The 18,817-nt window shown below is 70.1% G+C and carries 8 protein-coding genes and 1 pseudogene; 7 read left to right on the top strand and 2 right to left on the bottom strand.

Features of this window, described 5'->3' with window-relative positions; all coding sequences use genetic code 11:
- Nucleotides 1–57 precede the first annotated feature (57 nt).
- The 7 genes from AB0M24_RS11700 to AB0M24_RS11670 all read left to right on the top strand — a co-directional run bounded on the left by AB0M24_RS11700 (nt 58) and on the right by AB0M24_RS11670 (nt 16,621).
- Entirely contained in the window at nt 58–3,162 is a 3,105-nt protein-coding gene (locus AB0M24_RS11700; protein WP_363765724.1) for a DUF4132 domain-containing protein, read from the top strand.
- A gap of 79 nt (nt 3,163–3,241) precedes the next feature.
- A complete protein-coding gene (locus AB0M24_RS11695) occupies nt 3,242–6,814 on the top strand; it encodes a DUF4132 domain-containing protein (protein ID WP_363764600.1) in 3,573 nt (1,190 codons plus the stop codon).
- 94 nt (nt 6,815–6,908) lie between these two features.
- Complete coding sequence (locus AB0M24_RS11690) at nt 6,909–10,454, top strand: DUF4132 domain-containing protein (protein WP_363764597.1); 3,546 nt, start codon at nt 6,909–6,911, stop codon at nt 10,452–10,454.
- A complete protein-coding gene (locus AB0M24_RS11685) occupies nt 10,451–11,521 on the top strand; it encodes an AAA family ATPase (protein ID WP_363764594.1) in 1,071 nt (356 codons plus the stop codon). The genes AB0M24_RS11690 and AB0M24_RS11685 overlap by 4 nt, the downstream gene beginning before the upstream one ends.
- Entirely contained in the window at nt 11,479–13,722 is a 2,244-nt protein-coding gene (locus tag AB0M24_RS11680; protein ID WP_363764591.1) for a DUF5682 family protein, read from the top strand. The genes AB0M24_RS11685 and AB0M24_RS11680 overlap by 43 nt, the downstream gene beginning before the upstream one ends.
- 5 nt (nt 13,723–13,727) lie before the next feature.
- Nucleotides 13,728–14,822, top strand: a complete 1,095-nt coding sequence (locus AB0M24_RS11675) for a VWA domain-containing protein (protein ID WP_363765721.1) — start codon at nt 13,728–13,730, stop codon at nt 14,820–14,822.
- Entirely contained in the window at nt 14,819–16,621 is a 1,803-nt protein-coding gene (locus AB0M24_RS11670) for an SWIM zinc finger family protein (RefSeq protein ID WP_363764588.1), read from the top strand. The genes AB0M24_RS11675 and AB0M24_RS11670 overlap by 4 nt, the downstream gene beginning before the upstream one ends.
- A 141-nt stretch (nt 16,622–16,762) precedes the next feature.
- Here AB0M24_RS11670 and AB0M24_RS11665 read toward each other — a convergent pair.
- Both AB0M24_RS11665 and AB0M24_RS11660 read right to left on the bottom strand, forming a co-directional pair.
- A pseudogene (locus AB0M24_RS11665) lies at nt 16,763–17,164 on the bottom strand (BTAD domain-containing putative transcriptional regulator); the annotation flags it as partial.
- Nucleotides 17,165–17,821: 657 nt separating this feature from the next.
- The gene (locus AB0M24_RS11660; protein WP_363764585.1) at nt 17,822–18,742 is read right to left on the bottom strand and encodes an ArsR family transcriptional regulator; all 921 of its coding nucleotides are present in this window, start codon (nt 18,740–18,742) and stop codon (nt 17,822–17,824) included.
- Nucleotides 18,743–18,817 lie beyond the last annotated feature (75 nt).

The following is an 18,817-nucleotide window of genomic DNA, read 5'->3' as shown; positions in this document are numbered from 1 at the left end:
ATGCCCAAGTCCTGGATGCGCGAAGTGGTGCGCCAACGCGGATTCGATCCAGCACCAATGTTCTCGCTGGACCACGACATGGCCGCCACCGCGAGACAAAGGCAGGTCAAGCAGGTCGCCACCCTCGACCGCGTCCTGGCCGCACAGGACTCCGACGCCGAGCTCGTCCAGGCCGTGCGGGACCACCTGGCCGGACAGCCGAATCCCGAAGGGGCGGCGGCGATCTCCATCATCACCGAACGCGACGTGGCGTCGGTGCACCACTGGATCGCCGACCACGGGCTGGCGTTCGCGGTCGAGGCGACGATCCACAGCATCGGGATCTACTCCGGCCCGGTGTGGCGTCCGCAGCTGAGTGAGTTCAGCGACTCGCACGTGTACCGCTACGACGGCTCGGTGCAGGTGAGCAACGGCAGCCGGGAAGCCCAGATGCTCACGCAGCTGCGGTACGCGATGGCAGTCGCGGACGACAAAACGCGCGACGAAGCCGAAGCGGTGCTGGGCCGGATGAGTCACCCGGACGTCGAGGTGATCCGCGCCTACCTGGCGACGTGGCGGGCCGACTGGTTCGACGAGGCGTGCGCGCAGCCGAACTCGTCGACGAAGTGGTGGATGGTTCCCTGCAGCGCGAGCAACTACGACGAGTTCGCGAGCTCCCCGGCGCCGCTGACCAACGGGGCGTATCTCCTGAACACCGCGGTGTACGTGCTAGGCCCGGCCATCGCGCCGTTGCTCGCGCTGGAGCTCGACAAGTCGTACCAGCGCGCGGACAGCCGCAAGCAGGTGCTCAAGGTGCTGGCCGGGCTGCCGACGGACGAGGCGTTCACGATCCTGCTCGACCGGCTCGACACCAAGTACGTCCGCCCGGCGCTGCTGTCGGCGGTGGCGGCGTACCCGGCCCGTGCCGCCCGGCTGCTCGCGGAACGGGCGGAGGGCGACGACGATCTGCGGCAGCTGCTGAGCGTGCACCTGACGGCACACCCGCATCTCGAGGTGCCGGAAGGCTTCACCGCGACCGACGAAACGAAGGTGCCGGAAGCCCCGGCGGAAGCGTTGCCGTCGGTGCTCACCTCGCCGCCGTGGCTACACCGCCGCCCGCCGGTGAAGCCCGTGGTGGTGCAGGACGTTCCGGTGCCCGCGCCGTCGGCGGTCTGGGAGCCGGGCGAGCGCGACGCGTGGCTGAAGGGCGCGTACTGGGGCGACCACCACGACTGGCGTGACCTGCTCAAGGACTACCTCAAGAACAAGAACAGCTGGAGCGCCAACGACCTCTTCCTGATGGCGCCCGAGGACGAGGTCCGGCACCTGCTGGCGGACTGGCGGCCTCGCCTGGGCTGGAGCTCCGAGCGGTCGGGCAAGCGCATCGCCGCACGGTTCGGTTTCGACGCCTTACCGCCGTTGCTGTACATCGCCGAGTCGAACGTCGGTGCTGCGTCGATCCTGCTGCCGTTCGCGAGTCCTGAGGTCGCCACGCTGATGGCGGACTGGCTGGTGCGCCTCAAGCAGACCCGGCGCGTCGCGCTCGGCTGGCTCGCCCGGCATCGCGAGACGGCCGCCCGCTTCCTGCTGCCCGCCGCGTTGGGGGCTCCGGGTGTCGCACGCCGCAACGCGGAGGCCGCGATCCGCCAGCTCCACGGCATGGGCGTGGACATCGCCGCTCCCACCGCGGAAGCCGAAGCAGGCAAAGAGGCGTTGCTGTCGATCGACCCGGTCGACGTGCTGCCGGCCAAGCTGCCGGTGATCGGCGAGTGGGCCGACACCAGGCTGTTGCCCCAGGTGCTGCTGAGCGACCGCAAGCAGGCCCTGTCACCGGAAGCCGCGAAGAACCTGCTGATGACCGCCGCGTTGTCGAAGCAGGGCGACGTCTACGCGGGTCTGCCGATCGCCCGCGAAGCACTCGACCGCGACTCGCTGGCGGAGTTCGCCTGGGCGGTCTTCCAACGCTGGCAGGAGGCCGGGGCGCCGTCGAAGGAGGGCTGGGGCCTCAGCGCGCTCGGCTGGTTCGGCGACGACTCGACGGTGCGCGCGTTGTCGCCGCTGATCCGCAACTGGCCTGGCGAAAGCCAGCACGCCAAGGCGGTGACGGGTCTCGACGTGCTCGCCGACATCGGCACCGAGGTCGCCCTGTCCCACCTGAACAGCATCGCCGAGAAGGTGAAGTTCAAGGGCCTCAAGTCGAGGGCACAGGAGAAGGTCGGCCAGATCGCCGCCGAGCTGGACCTGTCCCGCGACCAGCTGGCCGACCGCCTGGTCCCCCGTCTCGGCCTCGACGACGAGGGCTCGCTGGTGATCGACTACGGCCCGCGCCAGTTCACCGTGGGCTTCGACGAGCAGCTCAAGCCGTACGTGCTCGACCCTGATGGCAAGCGGCGCAAGGACCTTCCGAAACCGGGCGCGAAGGACGACCAGGACCGCGCGCCGTTGGAGCACAAGCGCTACACGGCGTTGAAGAAGGACGTCCGGACCGTCGCCGCCGACCAGATCCACCGCCTCGAACGGGCCATGGTCGACCAGCGCACGTGGACCGCCGGGGAGTTCCGCACGGTCCTGGCCGCGCATCCGTTGCTGTGGCACATCGTTCGCCGCCTGGTCTGGGTCACCGGCGACGGCCTTTCGTTCCGCCTGGCAGAAGACCGCACGCTCGCCGACGCGGGCGACGACGAGTTCACGCTCGCGGAGAACGCCACCGTCCGCGTCGCGCACCCGGTCGATCTCCAGGACACCCTCGAAGCCTGGGGCGAGATCTTCGCCGACTACGAGATCCTGCAGCCGTTCCCGCAGCTCGGCCGGCCACTGCACCTGCTGCCGCCGGGCGAGAACTTCCTGACAGGGCTGGAGAAGTACACCGACGAGCCCTACGCGATCGGCAAGCTCCTCAGCCTCACCAAGAGGGGCTGGGTCCGCGGCGAACCGCAGGACGCCGGCGTGGAGTGCTGGATGACCAGGCCCGTTCCCGGCGGTGGTGCGCTCGTCGCCTCGCTCGACCCCGGCATCGCGGTGGGCGCCATCGACTTCTTCCCGGAGATCAGCTTCACCGAGCTCTGGTACTCCCCCATGAACCACGGCTACTGGTCGTCGCGGAAGAACTCCTCGCCCACCGTGGAGATCGACCCGATCACGGCGTCCGAAATCCTGTCCGAACTGGAGTCGCTGCGCTCGTAGCGTCAAAAATTGTCAGACCCCATCAGTAACGTCCTTCACAGACATCGACTCCGGTTTCCGACCCAAAGGGGTGCAGGCAGTGCGCAGGTGGGAGCTCGTCTCGGGCAGCTCGGCGAAGTTCTGGGAGATCGAGCAGGACGGCACCGCGGTGACCGTCCGCTTCGGACGGCTGAACACGGCAGGCCAGACCCAGACCAAGGAGCTCGCCTCCGCGGAGGCGGCCGAGGCGCACGTCGCGAAACTGGTGGCGGAGAAGGAGAAGAAGGGCTACGCCGAAGTCGGCTCGGTCCCGACGACCGGCGCGGCCGGCGCCCAGCAACCCGCCGCCACTCCCACCACGGGCCAGTCCGCACCCACCACCAGCTCATCCGCTCCCGCCACCGGACCTTCCACCGAGATCTCCCCGGCCTCCCCCACCACCGATGCCTCCACCCCAGACGCCCTCTCCATCGACGAGGACGCCTGGGTCATGCCCAAGGCCTGGCTGCGCGACGTGGTGCGGCAGCGCGGTTTCCACCCGGCGCCGGAGTTCACCCTCGACACCGCCAAAGCAGCGGAAGCCCGCCGCAAGGCCACCGAACACGCCGACCTCGTCGAGCGCGCCCTGTCCTCGCAGGCTTCCGCCGACGACCTCGTCGAAGCGACCCGCGAACACCTCGCCGGACAGCCGAATCCGGCCGGTGCGGCGGCGATCGCCACCATCACGTCGTCAGGACTCGCGGCGGTGCACGCCTGGATCGCCGACCACGGTCTGGCGTTCGCGGCCGCGGCGACGGTGGAGTTCATGGGGATCACGTTCCAGCAGGAGTGGCACGAGCGCGGCCGGCACAGGACCGAGACCCGCCTGTTCCGCTGGCACGGCTACCACCAGATCAGCCGCACCGAGCCGGAAGGCCACATGCTGATCTCGGCGAGGTACGCGCTCGCGCTGGCGGGCGACGAGGAGCGCGAGGCCGCGGAAGCCGCGCTGGAGCAGGTGGCCACCACGGCGCAGGCGCGGGAGCTGCGAGCGTTCCTGGTGCCGTCGCGGGCGGACTGGTTCGACCAGGTGGCCGGTCAGTCGCACTACCTCAGCTGGTGGCTCGTTCCGTGCAGCGCCAGCAGCCTCGCCGACTACGACAAGGCAGGCCGGTCGCTGCCCAGCTGGGCTTTCGTGCTCTACACGGCGGTCTACGTGCTGGGCCCTGCCATCGCGCCGCTGCTCGCGGAGGAGCTCGACGGCGAGTACCAGGTCGCGGACACCCGCAAGCTGGCGCTGAAGGTCCTCGCGGGCCTGCCGACCGACGAGGCGTTCACGATGCTGCTCGACCGCATCGACACCAAGTACGTGCATCCGGCGCTGCTGTCCGCCATGGCCGCGTTCCCGAAGCGTGCGGCAAGGCTGCTGTCGCAACGGGTGTCGGACGGCACCGTGCGGCAGTTGCTGAGCGCGCACCTGCTGTCGAACCCGTCGCTCACGGTGCCCGCCGACGTTGCCGCGGTGCTCGCCGAGTCCGAGGTGCGGACGCTGCCGGAAGCCTCGGCAGACCAGTTGCCGACCCTGCTGGTCTCGCCGCCGTGGCACAACCGCAAGCCACAGGCAAAACCCGTGGTGCTGAACGACCTTCCGGTTCCGGACGCGTCCGTCGTGTGGGAGACGGGCGAACGCGAGCAGTGGCTGAAGAAGGGCGACGACTGGATCTCCAGTCACCAGGACTGGCGCAAGCTGCTCGCGGAGTTCCGCAAGGGCACGGTCGGCTACTACGACAACGACCTCTTCCTGCTCGCGCCCGAGGCCGAGGTGCGGCCGCTGCTGGCCGAGTGGAAGCCGAACTACAGCTACGGCGTCGAGGAGTGGGGCCGGCGGCTCGCGGCCCGCTTCGGCGTCGACGCCGTGCCCGCGCTGATCCGGCTCGCTCAGGGAAGCCCCGGTTCCGGCGGCGTGATCCTGCTGCCGTTCGCCACCTCCGAGGTGGCCGCGCAGATGGCCGACTGGTTCGCACGGACCAAGCAGCCCCGCCGCTGGGGCATCGAGTGGCTGGGCCGCCATCGCGAGCAGGCCGCCCGGCTTCTCATCCCGGCCGCGGCGGGCAAGGCGGGCGTCCCCCGTCGCAGCGCCGAGGCCGCGCTCCGCTACCTGCACGGCATCGGCGTCGACGTGGCGGCCGTCGCCGAGGCCGCGGGGGCGAAGGCGGCGATCGATGTCGTGCTGTCCGTCGACCCGATCGACGTCCTGCCGGCCAAGCTGCCGAACCTCGGCGACTGGGCCGACACCCGCCTGCTCCCCCAAGTTCTGCTCAGCGACCGCAAGCACGCCCTGTCGCCGGAAGCAGCGAAGAACCTCCTGATGACCGCCGCGCTGTCGAAGCCGGGCGAGCTCTACGCGGGTCTGCCGATCGCCCGCGAGGCACTCGACCGCGACTCGCTCGCGAAGTTCGCGTGGGCCGCGTTCGACCAGTGGCAGAAGGCCGCTGGCCCGTCGAAGGAGGGCTGGGTGCTGAACGCGCTCGGCTGGTTCGGCGACGACTCCACGGTTCGCGCGTTGTCCCCGCTGATCCGCAACTGGCCGGGCGAGAGCCAGCACACCAGGGCCGTCGCGGGTCTCGACGTGCTAGCCGACATCGGCACCGAGGTGGCGCTGTCGCACCTGAACAGCATCGCCGAGAAGGTGTCCTTCAAGGGCCTCAAGACCAAGGCGCAGGAGAAGGTCGCCCAGATCGCGGCCGAGCTGGGCCTGTCGCGCGACCAGCTGTCCGACCGTCTCGTGCCGCGCCTGGGCCTCGACGACGCGGCGACCCTGGTGATCGACTACGGCCCGCGCCAGTTCACCGTCGGCTTCGACGAGCACCTCAAGCCCTTCGTGCTCGACCCGGACGGCAAGCGCCGCAAGGACCTCCCGAAGCCCGGCGCCAAAGACGACGAGGACAAGGCACCGCTGGAGCACAAGCGGTTCACGGCGCTGAAGAAGGACGTCCGCACCATCGCGTCCGACCAGATCCAGCGGCTCGAACGCGCGATGGTCAACCAGCGCACGTGGACCGCCGAGGAGTTCGACACGGTGCTGGCCGCGCACCCGTTGCTGTGGCATCTGGTCCGCCGCCTGGTCTGGATCACCGACGAGGGGGTTTCGTTCCGCCTCGCCGAAGACCGCACGCTGGCCAACGCAGAGGACGACGAGTTCACGCTCCCGGAGAACGCGACGGTCCGCGTGGCGCACCCCGTCGATCTGCAGGGTTCGCCCGCGTGGGGCGAGGTGTTCGCGGACTACGAGATCCTGCAGCCGTTCCCCCAGCTAGGCCGCCCGGTCCACCTGATCACCTCCCAGGACGACGTCCTCGCCACCCTCAAGAAGCACTGCGACGTACCGCTGCCGATCGGCAAGATCCTCGGCCTCACCAAGAAGGGCTGGGTCCGCGGCGAACCCCAGGACGCGGGCGTCGAGTGCTGGATCACCAGGCCCATCCCCAGCGGCGGCGCTCTCGTCGCCTCGCTGGACCCCGGCATCGCCGTGGGCGCGGTCGACGTGTTCCCCGAGGTCAGTTTCACCGAAATGTGGTTCTCGCCCAACGGCGACGGTGACTGGTCCGCCCCGAAGGACGCGCCGAGCACCTTCGACGCCGACCCGATCACCATCTCCGAGATCGTGTCCGAACTGGAGTCGTTGCGCGCGTGATCCGCCCAGGGCGTCAGTTCTTTAAGCCGACCCAAAAAGCCCTGGGTACTGTCCGCGGAAATCAACTCCGGTAACTGATCAGAGGGGTACGACAGTGCGCAGGTGGGAACTCGTCACGAGCGGCTCGGCGAAGTTCTGGGAGATCGGCCAGGACGGCGCCGAGGTGACCGTCCGGTTCGGACGGCTCGGCACAGCCGGCCAGACCCAGACCAAGGAACTCGCATCGGTCGAGGCGGCGCAGGCGCACGTCGCGAAGGTGGTGGCGGAGAAGGAGAAGAAGGGCTACCGCGAATCCGCAACGGCAACGCCCGCATCCGCCACCGCCTCGCTCGCCAACCAGCCCACCATCGCCTCGCCTGCCAACCAGCCCACTGTCGCCTCTCCCACCGCCACCTCCCCAAGCTCCCCCACCGAACCCGCCACCCTCGACGAGGACACCTGGGTCATGCCCAGACCCTGGTTACGCGACGTCGTGCGGCAGCGCGGTTACACCCCGGCACCGGAGTTCACCCTCGACCCCACCCAGGCAGCCCAAGCGCGACAGCACCTGGCCGACCAGTCCGAAGCGATCGAACGCGCGTTGTCCGCCAAGAACGCGAAGCCGGACCTGGTCGCCGCAGCCCGCGAACACCTGGCCGGACAGCCGAACCCTGTTGGCGCAGCGGCGATCGCGGCCATCACGACCTACAGCCCGTCGATGATCCACGCCTGGATCGAAGACCACGGACTCGTTTTCGCCGTCACCGCGACCGTCGAGCTGATGGGGCTGGCCTACCTCGATCAGTGGGACGAGCGGCGCGGCAGGTGGACGGGCATCGTTCTGCAGCACCGGCGCGACCGCTACGACTCGGAGCCCGACAAGCCGGACGCGCAGATGCTCACCGCTGCCCGGTACGCGCTCGCCTCGGCACAAGACGAGGAGCGCCAGGAAGTCGAGGCCGCGCTGGACGCACTGCGCGCGACGGCCATGGTGAAGGAAGCGCGGTCGTACCTGGTGCCGGCGCGGGCCGACTGGTTCACGCAGGCGTGCAAGCAGCAGTGGACGCAGAGCCGCTCGTGGATGCTGCCGTGCAGCGCGAGCGACATCAAGGCTTACGAGAAGCAGGACCAGCCGCTGACCGGCTCGGCCGCTGTCATGTATACGGCGGCGTACGTGCTGGGCCCGGCCATCGCGCCATTGCTCGCGGAGGAGCTCGACGAGGGCTACGGGACATCGGATCGCCGCAAGCAGGCGTACAAGGTTCTCGCGGCACTGCCGACGGATGAGGCGTTCACCATCCTGCTCGACCGGCTGGACAGGAAGTACGCGCGTCCGGCGCTGCAGGCCGCGATGGCCGCGTTCCCGACGAGGGCCGTGCGGCTGATGACGGAACGCATCCAGGGCAGCGACGAGGTCCGGCAGCTGCTCACCGCGCATCTGCTGGCGAACCCGTCGCTCACCGCGTCCGCCGAGGTGACGGCGATGGTCGCCGAGTCCGAGGCGAAGACGCTGCCGGAAGCGTCGGCCGACCAGCTGCCGCCGTTGCTGGCCTCGCCGCCGTGGCACCACCGCAAGCCGCAGGCAAAACCCGTGGTGCTGAACGACGTTCCAGCACCGCAGGCGTCCCTCCAGTGGCTGCCGGGCGAGGAAGAGGAATGGCTGAAGGCGTTCAGCTACGACTGGTACCTGAAGAGCCACAACTGGAAGAAGCTGCTCGAGCAGTACCAGGCGGGCACCCTCGGCTACAACGACAACGACCTGTTCCTCATCGCCCCGGCGGACGAGGTGCGGCACCTGCTCGCGGACTGGCAGCCGAACTGGACCTCCGACGCCGAGGACTGGGGCCGCAAGATCGCCGCCAAGTTCGGCATCGACGCCGTGCCCGCGCTCGTGCGGCTCGCCCAGGCCTCCCCCGCGACGAACGGGCTGTTGCTGCTGCCGTTCGCCACCGTCGAGGTGGCAGGTGTGATGGCCGGCTGGTTCGCGAGGAGCAAGCAGGCGAAGCGGTGGGCCGTCGAGTGGCTGGATCGCCACCGCGACCTGGCCGTTCGCCTGCTCATCCCCGCGGCGACGGGGAAGGCGGGTACCGCTCGCAGCAATGCCGAAGTGACCCTGCGCCATCTGCGCGGCATGGGTGTGGACGTGCCGGCCGTCGCCGAGGACTGCGGTGCGCGGGCGGCGATCGACGTCGTGCTGTCGGTGGATCCGGTCGACGTGCTGCCCGCCAGACTGCCGGTGATCGGCGACTGGGCCGACCCCCGGCTGCTCCCCCAAGTCCTCCTCGAAGGCCGCGAGCACGCCCTGTCCGCGCAGGCGACGCGCGACCTGCTGATGATGGCCGCGCTGTCCAAGCCGGACGACGTCTACGCCGGGCTGCCAATCGTCAGACAGAAGTTTGATCCGATCTCGCTGGCCGAGTTCGCCTGGGCGGTCTTCCAGGCCTGGGACCAGGCGGGCGCGCCGTCGAAGGAGAACTGGGCGCTGAGCGCGCTCGGCTGGTTCGGCGACGACTCGACGGTGCGCGCGTTGTCCCCGCTGATCCGCGACTGGCCGGGCGAGGGACTGCACGCCAGAGCCGTCGCGGGTCTCGACGTCCTCGCCGAGATCGGCACCGAGATCGCCCTGTCCCACCTCAACACCATCGCGGAGAAGGTGTCGTTCAAGGGCCTCAAGACCAAGGCCCAGGAGAAGGTCACCCAGATCGCCACCGCGCTCGGCCTCTCGCGCGACCAGCTGTCCGACCGGCTCGTGCCGCGGCTGGGCCTCGACGACGCCGCGACCCTGGTGATCGACTACGGCTCGCGCCAGTTCACGGTCGGCTTCGACGAGCAGCTCAAGCCGTTCGTTATCGACCCGGACGGCAAGCGCCGCAAGGATCTCCCCAAGCCGGGCGCGAAGGACGACGAGGACCTGGCGCCGAGGGAGCACAAGCGGTTCACGACGTTGAAGAAGGATGTCCGCACCATCGCGTCCGACCAGATCAAACGCCTCGAACGCGCCATGGTCGACCAGCGCACCTGGGCCATCGACGAGTTCCTGACGGTGCTCGTGCCGCACCCGTTGCTCTGGCACCTGGTCCGCCGCCTGGTCTGGATCACCGACGAGAACGTCGCCTTCCGCCTGGCGGAGGACCGGACCCCGGCGGGCGTCGAGGACGACGAGCTCACGTTCGCCGAGGGCACCACGGTTCGGGTCGCGCACGCCGCAGAGCTCGGCGACAGCCTCGAGACCTGGAGCGAGACGCTCGCCGACTACGAGATCCTGCAGCCGTTCCCCCAGCTGGGCCGGCCGGTTCACCAGTTGGGATCCGGCGAGGACCTGCTCGGGCGGCTCAAGAAGTACTGCGACACCCCGTACCCGTTCGGCAAGATCCTCGGCCTCACCAAGAGGAGCTGGGTTCGCGGCACGCCTCAGGACGCCGGCGTCGAGTGCTGGATGACCCGCCCGGTGCCGGACGGCGGTGCGCTCGTCGTCAGGCTCGACCCCGGTATCGCGGTGGGCGTCGTCGACGAGTTCCCCGAGATCTCCCTCACCGACGTGTGGTTCTCGCCCAGCGGCAAAGGCGAGTGGTCCGCGCCGAAGGACGCCCCCACCACGATCGCGCTCGACCCGGTCACCATCTCCGAACTGCTCTCCGAACTGGAGTCCCTCCACTCATGACCAGCACCCAGACGATGCAGCGCCCGCCCGCCGAGGTCCGTTTCGCGGACGAGCTCGCACGCCTGCGCGACGGCGACACCGCGCCGAGGCCGCCCGGCTGGGCGCTCAGTCTCGAAGCCGCCCGCACCTTCGTGGTGGGCAACGAGAAGCAGAAGATCACCAAGAAGTTCGTCGGCGATCCGTCTCTTGTGGACAGAGCGCTGGTCACGCTGGCGACCAGCCGCGGCCTGATGCTCGTCGGCGAGCCGGGTACCGCGAAGTCGTTGCTGTCCGAACTGATCGCAGCCGCGGTGTGCGGCGAGTCGACGCTGACCATCCAGGGCGGCGCCGCGACCACCGAGGACCAGATCAAGTACTCGTGGAACTACGCGCTGCTGGTGGCGGAGGGGCCGTCGCCGCGCTCGCTCGTGCCCGCGCCGATGCTCAAGGGAATGGCCGAGGGCAAGATCGTGCGGTTCGAGGAGATCACCCGCTGTCCGCTCGAGGTGCAGGACTGCATGCTTTCGATGCTGTCGGACCGGGTGATGGCGATCGGAGAGCTCGACGGGCCGGACGGCATGGTGTTCGCACAGGACGGGTTCAACGTCATCGCGACGGCGAACACGCGCGACCGAGGCGTCAACGAGATGAGCGCGGCGCTCAAGCGGCGGTTCAACTTCGAGACGGTGTTCCCGATCGCGGACTTCGACACCGAGCTCGCGCTGGTCGAGCAGGAAGCGGCGAAGCTACTGGAACGCTCCGGCGTGCAGCTCGCGCCGAAGCGGGACGTGCTGGAGGTGCTCGTCAAGACGTTCCGCGACCTGCGAGAGGGCAACGACCGGCTCACGACCGTCATGAGCACGGCCGAGGCGGTGTCGGTGGCGCACGCGGTCGGGCTGCGCGGCTGGTTCCTGCGCGGTGAGGCGGGGACGGCGGCGGACGTCGTCGAGTGCCTGGCGGGCACGGCGGCCAAGGACAACGCGGAGGACCTCGCGCGGCTGCGCAGGTACCTGGAGCAGCACGCGCCGCGCCGCAAGGGCAAGCAGTGGCAGGAGCTGCACCAGGCCCGGCACCTGCTGCCCGGCTGATGGGGGCCGTGTTCGTCGGCGTCCGGCACCACAGTCCCGCCTGTGCCCGGCTGGTCGCCGCCACCATCGAGGAACATCAGCCGGCGTACGTGCTGATCGAGGGTCCTGCCGACTTCAACGAGCGCATCGACGAGCTGCTGCTGGGCCACGAGCTGCCGGTCGCGCTGTTCAGCTACTCCGCAGAGCACGCGTCGTGGTCGCCGTTCTGCGACTACTCGCCGGAGTGGGTGGCGATCACCGAGGCACGCCGCCACCACGCCGAGGTCAGGTTCATCGACCTGCCCGCGTGGCACAAGGCGTTCCACGACGTCACGAACCGGTACGCGGACGCAGAGTTGCGTTACGCGGAGGTCGTCGAGCGGCTGTGCAAGGAGTTCGCGGTCGACAACGTCGACGCGCTCTGGGACCACCTCTTCGAGTCCGAGGAGGAGCCGAAGGGCATGGCCGAGTACTTCGACCTGCTGCGCGGCACGGCGACGGCGGACGAGGGTGACTCGGCGCGCGAGGAGTACATGGCGCGCTGGGTGCGGGCGGCAGTGAAGGACGCGGGCGACAGGCCCGTCGTCGTGATCACCGGTGGCTTCCACACGGCAGCGCTCAAGGCGAAGCTCGACGGAGAGGCTGAGTGGCCTGAGGTGCCGGAACGCGAACTTGGCGCCAGCTATCTCGTGCCGTACTCGCACTCACGGCTCGACGCGTTCACCGGCTACCAGTCGGGCATGCCGTCGCCGGGCTACTACCAGCAGGTCTGGGAGAACGGCGCGCAGAAAGCCGCGGACTGGCTCATCGAGTCGGTGGCGACGCGGTTGCGCCGCAAGCAGCAACCGGTGTCCACAGCGGACCTGATCGCGGCGCACACCCAGGCCGGAGCTCTCGCCCGGTTGCGCGGACACGAGAACCTCGCTCGCACCGACGTGCTCGACGGCCTGACCAGCGCGCTGATCTCCGAAGACCTCACGCAGCCGCCGCCGTGGACGCGGCGTGGCACGTTGCAGCCCGGCGCGCACCCCGCGCTGGTCGAGATGATCGGGGCGCTGCGGGGCGACAAGGTCGGGCGCCTGCACCCGGACACCCCGGCACCGCCGCTGGTCAACGCCGTGCAGGAGCTGCTCCGCGCGCACGGTCTCGACCAGGAGGGCAAGGTCGCGCTCGACCTCACGGACGCGAACGCGTTGGAGCGCAGCAGAATCCTGCACCGGCTCCGGGTGCTGGGGATTCCCGGCTTCGAGCGCACGAGCGGGCCGCGGCAGGGCGCGGCACCGCAGCTGGACGAGCAGTGGACGCTCAAGCCCGTCGAGGAGCGGCTGGCGGCGTTGATCGAGGCCGCCGAGAACGGTGCCACGCTTCCGGAAGCGGCCGGGGTGGCGCTCGAACGGCGCTCCCGGCACGCGCAGCTGGACCAGCTCGCGGGCATCCTGTTCGACGCGGTGCTGTGCGGGATCACGGCGTTGTCCGGCAGGGTCAAGGAAACGCTCAACGAAGGCGTCAAAGAGACCGGCGATCTCGGCGCGCTCGGTCACGTGCTGGGTGGCGTGCTCGGGCTGTGGCGGCACGACAGGTTGTTCGGCACGGCGAAGGATCCGTTGCTGGGCGCGGTGATCGACACCGGCACGGCCAGGGTGCTGTGGCTGATCGAGGGCCTGCACGGCGGACCGGCTCCGGCCGACGAGAACCGGTTGCGGGCGATGGCGGCGACCAGGGACGCGGTGCTGCACGCGAAAGCCGCGCTGTCGCTGGACATCGCGGACGTCACGGGCGTGGCGACCCGCGTGAGCAACGACGTGCAGGCGCCACCGGACCTGCGCGGCGCGGCGCTCGGCCTGGCGTGGACGCTCGGTGCGCAGCCGGACGTGCGGAAGGCCCGCGGCATCAAGGAGCTCGGCGACTGGCTCGCAGGCTTGTTCGCGGTGGCCCGCGAAGAGGTGCTGGCGAGCCCCGAGCTGGTCGGCGTGCTGGACGAGCTGGTCAGCGCGATGACCGAGGAGGAGTTCCTGGTGGCGCTGCCCGCGTTGCGGCTCGCCTTCAGCTACTTCCCGCCCAGGGAAAGGGAGACGATCGCGGCGACGGTGCTGTCCCACCGCGGCGTCCAGGGCGACGCGCGGACAGTCACTCGTCTCGCTTCCGACCCGATGGTGATCGCGGAGGCGATGGCCGTGGAGAAGCGCGTCGACGCGCTGCTGGTGAAGGGCGGTCTCGCGTGACCGACATGGAACGGTGGCGGCTCATCCTCGGCGAGCCCGCGCAGCGCTGCGCCGGCGGCCTGCAGGGCGACGCGGCCGGACGGGACGCCGCGCTCGACTGGCTCTACGGGCGCGATCCCGACCTGGCCGAACGCGGCGTGCGCAAGGGCGGCAGCGAGGACTCCGTGCTGCAGACCGTCGACTGGCTCGACCAGGTGCACCGGCTCTTCCCCAGGGAGACGATCGAACGCCTGGAACGCGACGCCGTCGAACGCTACGAGATCACCGACGTGGTCACGGATCCCGACGTGCTGCAACGCATCGAGCCGAACCCGGCGTTGCTGCGCGCGGTGCTGCGGACCAAGCACCTGATGAACCCGGCAGTGCTCGCGATGGCGCGCAAGATCGTCGAGGCGGTCGTCAAGCAGCTGATGGAGAAGCTCAAGACCGAGGTGCGGCAGGCGTTCAGCGGCACGAGGTCGCGCAGGCCGAGCATCCACCGCAACTCGCGCAACTTCGACTTCCGCGCCACGATCAGGGCGAACCTCCAGCGCTACCAGCCCGACGAGCGCAAGCTCTCGATCGAGCACGCGAAGTTCTTCTCGCGCACCAAGAAGCACGTCGAGCAGTGGCAGGTGATCCTGCTGGTCGACCAGTCCGGGTCGATGACGAGCTCGGTGATCCACTCGGCGGTCACCGCGGCCTGCCTGTGGGGCCTGCCGGGCCTCAAGACGCACCTCATCGCCTTCGACACCAACGTCGTCGACCTGACGTCCGACGTCACCGACCCGGTCGAGCTGCTGATGAAGGTGCAGCTCGGCGGCGGCACCGACATCGCCAAGGCCACCGCGTACGGGGCGAGCCTCGTCGACAGCCCGCGCCGCGCGATCGTGGCGCTGATCAGCGACTTCTACGAGGGCGGCAACGAGGCGCACCTCGTCCGCACGGTGAAGAACCTGTGCGAGCAGGGCACCCAGGTCCTGTGCCTGGCCGCGCTGGACGAGGAGGCGAACCCGGACTACGACCGCGCGCTGGGCCAGCGCCTCGCCAACGTCGGCGCCCACGTCGGCGCGATGACCCCAGGCCAGCTAGCGGAATTCGTTGCGGAGAAACTCAGGTGACCAGACCCGACCTGCTGGCCCTCACCCCGGACGCGCTCGCGGCGCTCGCCAACCGCGGCCTGGTGAAGCGCGCAGTCAAGGAGCTCGACGCGGGTGCCGTTCCCGCGCTCGACACCGACCCCACCGGCACCGTCCAGGGCAAGTTCCCGGACGGCACCACCACGACACTGCCGCCGAACACCGCCCTCGACGCGGCCCAGTGCAGCTGCGGTGCGGCGGGCGTGTGCCGTCACCGCATCGCGGTAGTCCTCGCCTACCAACGAACGCAGGAATCGGCCGCACCGGCCGAGCTGTGGTCTCCAGGCACGTTCACCGACGACGACCTGACGGCGTTGATGGGCGAACGAACACTGCGCCGCGCCCGCCGCGTGCTCCAGGCCGGCTACCGCGCCAAGCTGCGCCGTCCGACCGCCGAGGACCAGACGGCGCAGGCCGAGCTGCCGACCTGCACGGTGACGTTCCTCGTGCCCGGCGACCTGTCGTACGTCCACACCGACGCGGTCAACCGCGACGAGGCGACGGCGCTGGCCGTGTGGGCGTTCCGCGAGGCCGACTCGCAGGACACCGACACGGTCGACGTCGGCGGATCTCCCACCACCGCAACGGATCTGACAGCGGTGACGGACCTTCTCGACCAGCTGCTCCTCGACGGCGCCACCAACGCGAGCGAGGTCCTGGACGTCGCGTGGCAACGCCTGCACCGCGATCTGACGGCGCAGCGCCTGCACTGGCCGGCCGCGGTGATCACCGACCTGCTCGCACAACTGGCCGCATACCGTCGGCGCAGCGCGGACTACGAGTCGCAGCAGTTCGCCGCGCTGCTCACCGAGCTGCACGCCCGCACCACCGCGACGGGCCCGCGCGCGGAGATCCTCGGCTTCGACGAGCCCGCCGAGACACCGCTGCGCCGAGTCAGGCTCACCGCACTGGGGGCACGTCTGCGCACCGAAACCACCGCGGACGTCTACTTCGCGTCCGGCGACGTCGTGCTGGTGCAACGCGACACCGCCCTGCGCACGGTCCAGAAACTGGCGGCGTCGAACGTCGTCTCGGAGTCGGCGACCCGCAGCGCGAGCCGTGTCGTGACGCTGAAGACCAGCAGGGTCGCCAAAACCTCGCTGACGCCGGTCGGCACGTCGTGGGACCACCTGCCGCAGGCGCTGGTGATCGACGACTACGCCGCGGCCGCCGCGCACCTGGCCGAGCTGCCGCCGCGCCAGGTGCGGGCGAGGGTGGAGGCCGAGCTGGTGCGGGCCGTGAGGGTCACGGAGGTGGGCGACATCGCCTACGACCCAGCAGCCCAACGTGTCACGGCAACGCTTCTCCACAACGGCGGCCAATGCCTTCTCGAGGCCACCCACCGAGCCACAGCCCCGCACTCACTCGATGCACTGGCGATGGCGTTGCGCGCCAACCCGACCACGATCACCGGCACCGTCCGAAGGCACCGCGGCACCCTGGTGATAGACCCGATCGCCGTCCACACCACCAACGGCGTGGTGGTGCTCGACCTGGCCACGGACACGACACCGCAACCATTACCCCCAGGCGACACGACCACAGACCCGTTGACCGCGGTGGTCGACAACGCGCTGCTGGTGTTAGCCGATGCGGCGCACCGAGGCCTGGACAACATCACGGACAGCCTCCTGACCCGCACGCGCCAGGTCGGCGCTGACCTGCACCGCGCGGGCCTGCGCACGGCGGCGGCCCGTGTCACTGCGTTCGCCGACGGCCCGGCCACGAGCAGTTGGCTCAGCGCGCACCTGCGGCTGCTGGTCACCGCCGATGCCCGCTGACACCGAAGCCGTCGGGTCGATGCGGTGCGACAGCACGTAGTCCGCGGCAGCCTCGCTGACCCGGCCGAGCCGTTCCAACACGAAACCACGGAGGTGAGCTGCCCGACCCGCACCCCAACCGCCCAGTGACACGCCGCGCGCGTAGGCGTCCAGTGCGTCGTCGAGCCGGCCGCACGCCACCAAGGCATCGCCGCGCAACGCCCACGTGCGGTCGTCGCCGGGACTGAGCTCGACCAGCTCGTCGGTGTACTCGACCGCGCGCTGGCCGAGTCCGATCGCCAGGTGGCTCCGCACGAGGAAGCAGTACAGCGCGTACGCCTCGTCGGCCCACGCCAGCCGGTCGATCTCGGAGGAGTCCGGCGCGACGGACGTCAGGCACTCCAACGCGCGGCCGAGCAGCCTGTGTGTCTCGGCGATGTCGCGCCGCACGAACGGAACCGCCGCGATCGCCCGGTGCAGCCGGGCCCGCTGGAGCGCCCCGGCGAACCCCTTGAGCGGCAGCTCCGACGACGCCTTGACCGCCAGCGCGACGGCCGCCTGCATCGACGTGGAGTCGGCACCGCGGGCGGCGTTGCGGAACACCACGAACAACGCCAGCTCCCGCCGTGCCTCGGCGGGCAGGCCGGAACGTGCCCCGCGCAGCGCGAGAGTCTCCACCACGGACGCCGGAACGTGGCAGCGCAGCACCGCGAGCTGCTCGAGCGCGAGGTCCGGCGAGAGCACGTGCCGGCGGGCGTCGATGACGGACAGCCCGATCGCCGAGGCCGCGCGCTGCGGATATCCCAGGCGCAGCAACAGATCGCAGGCGACGCGGCGTTCGGCCGTGCGCAACGAGCCGGAAGCGCGCTCGTGCACCCGCCACCACAGCTCGGAGGCGAGGTCGACGGGGAACGTCGTCATGTCCGCGCCCACGCCGTCGAGCCGGCCCCAGCTCGCTGAGGTCAGCAGCCGCAGCTGGGCGGACGGCGGCGGCTCGAACCGAGGCACCCCAGCGGAAGCACCGCCGACGAACGCCAAAGCCATCGCGTAGGTGATCCGAGCGTGCAACGGCGACTCGGCGACGGGAGCGGCCAGGCCCGCGTAGACACCGCAGGCGACGGGAACCTGGGCGGTGAGCAGCGCCCGCAGCCGGGTGGCCAGCGCGCGGGGGCTCGGGTCGGTGCGGTACCGCGGCAGCGCGGTCATGCAGGCCTCCCAGGTTCAGTTGAGCAGTTCCCAGCCGCGACGGGTCAGGCGGTGGCGGACCGACCTGCCGTTGCGGTGGGTGGACACGAACCCCGCGGTGCGCAGGGCCGTCGCGTGCTGTGACGCGGTGGGCAGGCTGATGCCCACGTGCTTGGCGAGCTCGGTGGTCGTGCGCTCAGACGTCAACGCCCGCAGCACCAACGTCCTGGTGCGCCCCAGAGCCAGTTCCAGCGAAGCCCCGCTCGGCTGCGGTGCCGCGACGGGGTAGAACAGCAGCGGCTGCGGCTCGGCGAACATCGACACTGCGGGCCGGGTCAGGCCGTGCAGCACCGGCACGATCAGCATTCCGGTGCCGCGCAACGAGATCTCGGTGTCCCAGCCCAGTTCGACGTGCAGCGCGGGCGAGGTCCACGAGATCGACGGGTGCAGGTTGCCGAGCAGGTTCCCCAGCCCGCGCGACACCGCCTGCGACGAGCGCAGCCGCACCTCGGCGTCGAACGCCTGGCGCGTCTCGGGCCAGTTGGTGCCGAGGAGATCCCGGAAGCCCGCGTTCAACGCGGAACGCAGGTCCTGGCGCGAGGTCGGGGTGCCGGCCGCGAACGACCTCAGCCACGGCGACGTCGTGCCCAGCATGCTCGCGATCTGGTCGCGCACCCTCGTCGGTGGCGTGTCGAGCACCTGGCGCACGGCCTCGTCGAAGTCGGGGCGCGCGGAGTTGAAGAAGTCCGGGATGAAGCGGCCCGGTCTGACCAGTTCGGCGAGCGGACGGATCTGCGGCAGCAGCAGGCGGTCCCAGGTGCCGCTGTGCACGGTGAACACCAACTCGTACATCGGCAGTGGCGCCGGCGCGAAGCGGGTGCGCGCGAGATCTTCCAGCTCGAAGAGAATCGTCAACCCGCGACCCTTCGGCGCGGATTCCGACAACACGATCGGCATTTGGCTCCCCCCGGAGTGCAACCACTTCCGAAGGTACGCAGATCTCGTTGTCCGGTGTCAGCGCTGTTCCACTTT

Origin of the sequence: Lentzea sp. NPDC051838 (assembly GCF_040681245.1) — a bacterium.
Classification (GTDB): domain Bacteria; phylum Actinomycetota; class Actinomycetes; order Mycobacteriales; family Pseudonocardiaceae; genus Lentzea.
The sequence above is the reverse complement of the archived record's forward strand: the minus strand, read 5'-3'. Positions and strand labels throughout refer to the sequence as shown.